The organism is Peptostreptococcus sp. D1 (genome assembly GCF_900112955.1).
In the GTDB taxonomy this organism is placed as follows: Bacteria; Bacillota; Clostridia; order Peptostreptococcales; family Peptostreptococcaceae; genus Peptostreptococcus.
Map to the genome: position 1 here is coordinate 21,834 of NZ_FONP01000020.1, position 6,834 is coordinate 28,667.

At 27.9% G+C, this 6,834-nt stretch carries 9 protein-coding genes; all 9 read left to right on the top strand.

What is annotated here, in order from left to right:
- The first annotated feature begins 147 nt into the window (after positions 1-147).
- A complete protein-coding gene (locus tag BM120_RS10160; protein ID WP_091995696.1) occupies positions 148-1,332 on the top strand; it encodes an SPFH domain-containing protein in 1,185 nt (394 codons plus the stop codon).
- A gap of 4 nt (positions 1,333-1,336) precedes the next feature.
- Entirely contained in the window at positions 1,337-1,630 is a 294-nt protein-coding gene (locus tag BM120_RS10165; protein WP_091995697.1) for a hypothetical protein, read from the top strand.
- Between the two features lie 82 nt (positions 1,631-1,712).
- Positions 1,713-3,077: a helicase-related protein gene (locus tag BM120_RS10170; protein WP_177187425.1), complete on the top strand. Its 1,365-nt coding sequence runs from the start codon at positions 1,713-1,715 to the stop codon at positions 3,075-3,077.
- Positions 3,019-3,897 (top strand): hypothetical protein, encoded by an 879-nt coding sequence (locus BM120_RS10175; protein WP_091995701.1) that lies wholly within the window; start codon positions 3,019-3,021, stop codon positions 3,895-3,897. Before BM120_RS10170 ends, BM120_RS10175 begins: the two co-directional genes overlap by 59 nt.
- Positions 3,872-4,999, top strand: a complete 1,128-nt coding sequence (locus tag BM120_RS10180; RefSeq protein WP_177187426.1) for a phosphoadenosine phosphosulfate reductase domain-containing protein — start codon at positions 3,872-3,874, stop codon at positions 4,997-4,999. Before BM120_RS10175 ends, BM120_RS10180 begins: the two co-directional genes overlap by 26 nt.
- Positions 4,999-5,529, top strand: coding sequence for an IbrB-like domain-containing protein (locus tag BM120_RS10185; protein ID WP_091995702.1), 531 nt, complete (start codon positions 4,999-5,001; stop codon positions 5,527-5,529). Before BM120_RS10180 ends, BM120_RS10185 begins: the two co-directional genes overlap by 1 nt.
- Entirely contained in the window at positions 5,505-6,161 is a 657-nt protein-coding gene (locus BM120_RS10190) for a hypothetical protein (RefSeq protein ID WP_242941605.1), read from the top strand. The genes BM120_RS10185 and BM120_RS10190 overlap by 25 nt, the downstream gene beginning before the upstream one ends.
- A complete protein-coding gene (locus tag BM120_RS10195) occupies positions 6,161-6,346 on the top strand; it encodes a hypothetical protein (protein ID WP_091995706.1) in 186 nt (61 codons plus the stop codon). The genes BM120_RS10190 and BM120_RS10195 overlap by 1 nt, the downstream gene beginning before the upstream one ends.
- Before the next feature lie 5 nt (positions 6,347-6,351).
- Positions 6,352-6,834 (top strand): hypothetical protein (locus BM120_RS10200; protein WP_091995708.1); only part of this gene is annotated, 483 nt, incomplete at its 3' end.

The following is a 6,834-nucleotide window of genomic DNA, read 5'->3' on the forward strand; positions in this document are numbered from 1 at the left end:
CTACTATATTCTCAAAAAGTCAATAATAAAATGTAACATTTTTTTGAAAAAAATACTGAAAAAATAGTAATTATGTATATTTACATAGTAACACTATTATTGTATAATGTTGTTAAGCAAATTATATAATTTAGGAGGAATAAAGATATGAAAAGATATGGAATTTTTAGTTGTGGTCATAAGGACTACATAGAAATTAATTCAAAAAATTCTTGGAAGTATGATACTGAAGAGAAGATTAAAGAGCATTTTGAAGACAATGTGTGTGATAAATGTAGAAAAGAAAGAAAAGAAAAATTAAGAAATCAAGAGTATGAAAAAGCTCTTAAAAATGCTTTAAAACAAGAACTTCCTGAACTAAAAGGAAGTGAAAAGCAAATTAGATGGGCTATGACAATCAGAGAAGAAATTATGTCAGAGTGTAAAACCATCGGATTTGCAAAAAGAACTGAAAGCATTATCAATAAATTGAGTTTTTCAGATAACGAAGATGAGTATAGGTTATCAAGAAAACTAGCAAGAAAAGAAAACAAAGAAGACATTGTAAAAGAAGCTTACTACAATGTTTTTTATAACAATACATCATCAAGAATGTATATAGAAGATACACTATTTGATGAAGTAAAAAAAGAATTGTTTAAACTTGTATATAAAGAAAAGTTTGAACAAAAAGAAGAGATGAAAATGGAAATAAAAAAAGAAGCTACAGTAGTTCCTAGCGGGAACATTGCTGATAGCAGAGAAATAGAAGTATACAGTAAAGACGATACTGTATATATTAAAAGTTTCATGAATGAAACTTTAAGATTAATTTCAAGAGATTATGGGTTTGTTTGGAACTCTCAATTGAAGTTATGGGAAAAGAAAATAAAAGAAATGCAAGGAAATATATCTGATAGAATTGCAGATGTATCAAATGCATTTTTAAATAAAGGTTTTATAGTTGTTATCAATGATAGTATAGCAAGAGAAAAGGCTATCAATGGAACTTATGAAGCCGAACATAGAAGATGGATAGATTTTGACAATGAATTATTGATTGTAATTCATGAAAGAAATGATAATATCTATAAATCTTCAAGAAAAATAAAAGGAAGTAAATGGGATGGAAATTTAAAAGTTGTTACTGTTCCTTTAACTTCCTATTTAGAGCTTGAAGACCTTGCTAACAAATTTGACTTCAGATATACAGCAAGGGCAAAAAAAGAAATAGAAATGAAAATAACTTCACTTTCTGATGTAATAAAGGAAATTGAAGTTGGAATAGAAAAGAAATATAAAAATAAGGTTTCAGAAGAGGCTGTATTTGACTCATTGAAAGACGAGGAGTAGTTCAATGAGATCAATAACAGTTAACTGGAATCAAGTAGAGTGGGAAACATGGAAAGCTTACTTAGTTAAGCTTCCACGAAGTGATTATAAATTTTGGGTTGCTAAATCACATACTCAAGAAACTCACAATGGAAAACAATTAAGATTACTTATTCGTGATGATTTTGAGTATAAAATATTTAAACAAACCAAAACAACAAAAACTGAAGAAATAATTTCTTCAGTTGAACTTCTTGAAATATTTGGCTATGTTTTTGATGAAAACATAGATGTTTTAGAGGAGTTAAAAGATGAATAATTTAGTAATATATAAAGATTTATTAATATACCAACTTGAATGTGTTGATAAGTTAGACAAACTAAAAGTTGGTGCCAATTTCATGGATATGGGTACAGGAAAGACAATCACAATGCTTGAATTAATTAAACGTAAATCAAAAAAAATTGATAAAGTATTGTGGTTTACTCCTGTATCTGCTATGGAAAATCTAAGAAGAAATATATTAGAAAACAGTAATTTTCTAGAACATGATTTTATTAAGTTTTATGGAATAGAATCCATTTCACAATCAGATAGAATTTATCTAGAAGTTTTACGTATTTTCGAAAAAGAAGAAAGAATAATGCTAATAGTAGATGAATCTACGCTAATTAAAAATTTCTTTGCAAAGCGTTCCGAACGATTACGATATATATCTGAATTGTGTAAATATCGATATATTATGAACGGAACACCAGTGACTAGGGATATAGTAGATATTTTTAGTCAGTTCTATATTCTTGACAAAAGGATACTAGGTTATTCATCATTTTATTCTTTTGCTAATAATCATTTTGTATATGATGATTTTGGTAAAAGAACAAGCGTCTTAGATCAGGAATATTTAATGCAGCGTATTACTCCATATACGTTCAAGATAAAAAAAAGTGAATGTATAGATCTTCCCAAAAGAAATATTAATACTTATTATTTCAATCTTACAGAAGAACAATCTATACATTATGAACAAATAAAACAAGAGTTGTTGATGTCTGTTGATGACTTTGACTCAACGACTATATATAAGTTATTCACTGCATTGCAGTTAATAACAAGTGCTAGAAAAGTAAGTATTGATAATATACATAAGAGCATATCATCAGAAAACTTTTTTAATGATAAAAAAGATAATCCACGACTAAAAGCATTGTCTAATATCATTAAATCTGAAGATGAAAAAACTCTTATATGGTGTAAATATCGTCATGAAGTCGATGATATAACATCATATCTTATAGAAGAATATGGGGAGGAGTATGTATGTAGATTCGATGGTGCAGTAAGTATAAAAGAAAGAAATATTATGATTGATAAATTTAAAAATAAAGCAAGATTTTTAGTAGCCAATAAATCTTGCGGTGGCTTTGGTCTTAATCTACAGTTTTGTAATAGAGCAATCTATTACAATAACGATTTTAACTGGGGGACAAGACAACAAAGCCTAGATAGAGTATATAGACTAGGTCAAAATAAAAAAGTATTCATAACCGATATATGTGCATCATATAAGGTTGATGAACGTATTTTAGAAAATCTGAAAAAGAAAAAAAATCTAGATGAAACTTTCAATGAACGTCTAAGAAAATACAATAAAGTCGACATTGATAAGTGGATAGACAATCGACTAAAAGCTGGGAGGGGTTGGAATGATAAGAATCGGTTTAGGCAAGCAACAGAAGCAACGAGAGATACAGAAGCTTATTGATAACAAAGGAATCAAAAAAGTTTATATTTTTTATTTTAAAAAATTCAAATATGAGTATAATTTAAAAAATGTCGATATTGAATATATAGAGTATTCAGATATAATAATGTACAAGTATTTCTACAGACTCTTAGAAGAAATAGATAATTCATCTTTAATCGTTTGTGATGAAATTATGCGTACACAAAAAAGAAATGATCTTACATATAACTGTATGCATCATTATATAAATCAGTGCGGAGTAGTCGCAGTATTTGAGTATTTTCCGATTATTGATGATAAAGAAAATATGATGATATTGTTTGATTTTAACACTCCTCAAAAGTATAAAGGTAAATCTTTTGATTACAACTTATTACAAGTAGAGGATATTAAGATTAAACCAATAAAAATAAAACATAAATGGATAAATATTACAACTACAGATAAACAAAAAGAAAAATACGAGAATAAAAAAGAATATTTATTTGAAAATCTAGGGCAAAAGGAAGTAAGTACAGTTCCTAGAAGCTTACAGCTACTTGTTGGGGATTTTAAAAAATCTGCTATTGAAAGTGATAAAGTATACATAGCGAGGAATAAGAGGTTTAAATTAAATAATGTTTTTAGTTACAATGAAGACATTAAACAACAAGATTATATTATCCTTGATGTTCATTACAGAAGATTAGATTTTAATGATTTTCTAAAAAAATCAAAAATGACTACTATTAATTACATTGCTACAGATATAAAAATAGACAATGTAATAATGAATGATCTTACAAGTTGGAAAGCGAGGGTAGATAGTATATATGCTAAAGCAAATATATATAAATAAAGATGTATTAACTTCTGCAAGAGAACGTATAAGCTTTATATTCGATAACTATGAAAATATTCATGTGTCGATAAGTGGTGGCAAGGATAGTACTGTATTAGCTCACTTAGTGCTATCAGAAGCACATAAAAGAAATAGACGTATTGGATTATTCTTTCTTGATGAAGAAGTTGTATATGATAGTACAATACAGCAAATAAGATATCTAATGAACATGTATCCGGAAAATACTATTAAATTATGGTATCAAATAGAATTTAACCTTACAAATTCAACATCTTTGAGTGAACCTCAATTAAAGTGTTGGGAAAAGGGTAAACATAAAATTTGGATGCGAACAAAAGAAACAGATTCAATTCAATATCCATCATGGGATAGAACAAAAGAAACTGTTCGTGATAAAAACAAAGGTTTTGGGTTTTATGATGCTATAGACAATATACAAAACGCAAGAGAAAATACAGCGTTTTTGGTAGGTTTAAGAGCTACAGAAAGCCCAAATAGATGGAGGGCAGTGGCTAAAAATCCTGTAGACGTTAATGGAACACATGTGTACTGGGGTACAAAAATGAAGCATGGTAATGCCAGTTTTTATCCCTTATATGACTGGAATTTTCATGATATTTGGAAATACATATATGATGAAGAATTAAGATATTCTAAAATCTATGATTATCAATTCAAAAAAGGAATAGGACTACAAGAAATTAGAGTATCCAGCTTGATACATGAAAAATCTTTTAAATCTCTAGTTGAATTACCAGAATTTGAACCTAAAACATATGATAAGTTGTTAAAGCGCATCAAGGGTATAAGTATAGGTAATTTATACGGAAAAGACAATAAAATGCTTAAAGCTAGAAAATTACCTAAAAATTATAATTCGTGGTTGGAATATAGAGATTTTTTACTTGAAACATATCCTGATGATAACAAGAGATGGATATTTGAAAAGAGATTTAGCAGGCATCTAGACAATAATTATGTTGCTAGACAACAATGTCGGCAGTTATTACTTAATGACTATGAGAATAATCTTCCTATAGATAATAAAGAAGACCCACGAGAAAAAACAATACAGAAATGGAGAGAACTACTATAATGATAGAATTGAAAACTAACAAAGGAAATATAAAACTACCAGTAATGGAACCTATAATTGTTCCTGTTGAAAAAGTCCAAGCAAATAACTATAACCCTAATAATGTTGCTAAAAATAATATGGATTTATTAGAGCAATCTATATTAGATAATGGTTTTTGCTTTGCTATTGTAACTATCTATGATGAAGATATTGATAAATATATTATTATAGATGGTTTTCATAGGTATACAATATTAAAAGATTATTTAAATTGTACAGAAATACCAATAATAGTCCTTCAACACGATATGAAGCAACGTATGGCTTCTACAGTCCAGTTTAATAGGGCTAGAGGAGTGCATCAAGTTGAGTTAATGGGCGACCTTGTAAAAGCATTATTTGAACAAGGTGCAGATGATGAAGAAATAGCTAAACACTTAGGAATGGAATTGGAAGAAGTGTTTAGACTAAAACAAATAACTGGTATAGCTGCATTATTTAAAAATCAGATATATAGCAAATCATGGGAAATGCAGGAGGTGGAGTGATGGCCGAATGGGAATATGGAGGAGTATACAAAAAATACAATCTAATAGAAGATGAAATTTATAAGATAAACAATATTGGTAAAGTTATGGTTCATGACATTACAAAAGGACTTCCTGAATTTATGAAAGAAGCGGATGTATTGTTCGTTGACCCTCCATGGAACAAAAGTAATTTAAATACATTTTATACAAAGGCGGATAAAGACTATAGATTAGAAAGTTTTAAATTTTTCTATGAACATTTATTTAACTCAATAAAACAAATTAAACCTAAAATCTGTTTTATTGAAATTGGGAAAGAGAACTTGCATAACTTTATAATTGAAATGAAAAAAATATATAAATATGTAACTTTTTACAATAGTACATACTATCACAAAAAAGATAGATTATGTTACATTGTTCAAGGAAGTAATAAAAGAATTAACTATCATCTTGATGGAATGGACGAAGAGGATATTATTACTTGGATATGTAAAAATATTGATTATAAGTGTATCGGTGATTTATGCATGGGTAGAGGGCTTGTTGGTTATCATTCATACATTAATAATAAAAAATTTGTAGGTACGGAGCTTAATCACAAAAGATTAGCTGTACTTATTGATAAAGTTGAGATAGAGGAGAAATAATGGCTAAATCAAAAATAATTTGGAAAACACTCAAGGAAATTGAACAAGAATATAAAATAAGTGCAGCATCTTTAAGGCGATATATCTCTGAAGACAGAATAGGTAAGCACTATTTAAAACGTGAAGGTGCTGGCAAGTGGTATATAAAAGAATCATACATCAAAAACAAATATGAAAGGAGATAAATATAATGAAACAATATGAGGTAGGAAAGTGTTACAGTGAATTTAAAGGCTTAGAGGGAGTAATGATGAACTTTACTAATAGTGGAGTAGTTATTACTTGTAGATTTACTAATCCAACAAAAAATGAAATAGAAAATTTTAAATCAGGTAAAATACAGTATAAATTATTGTACATGAAAAATGTAATTGTATTTCTAATTAAAGTTGGTGAAGAACGATGGATGGATATTCCTTTGTTTGGTAATGAAGATATCTATAATGCAGTAAATACAACAGATAGTAATGTAGAATATCTTGTTACATTATTTTTATCTGATAATGTAACTGGAGAAATTAAAGTTATGAGAGCTTTTTCAATTAACAATAATACAAGTAAGTTTTTAAATAAAAGCTTAGAAATGCAAAAGGATAAGAATTTTTCTAAAAGAGAATATGATCTTGCTTTAAATGAAATATATATTAATTATTCTACTCAAAAGCTTTTAAAA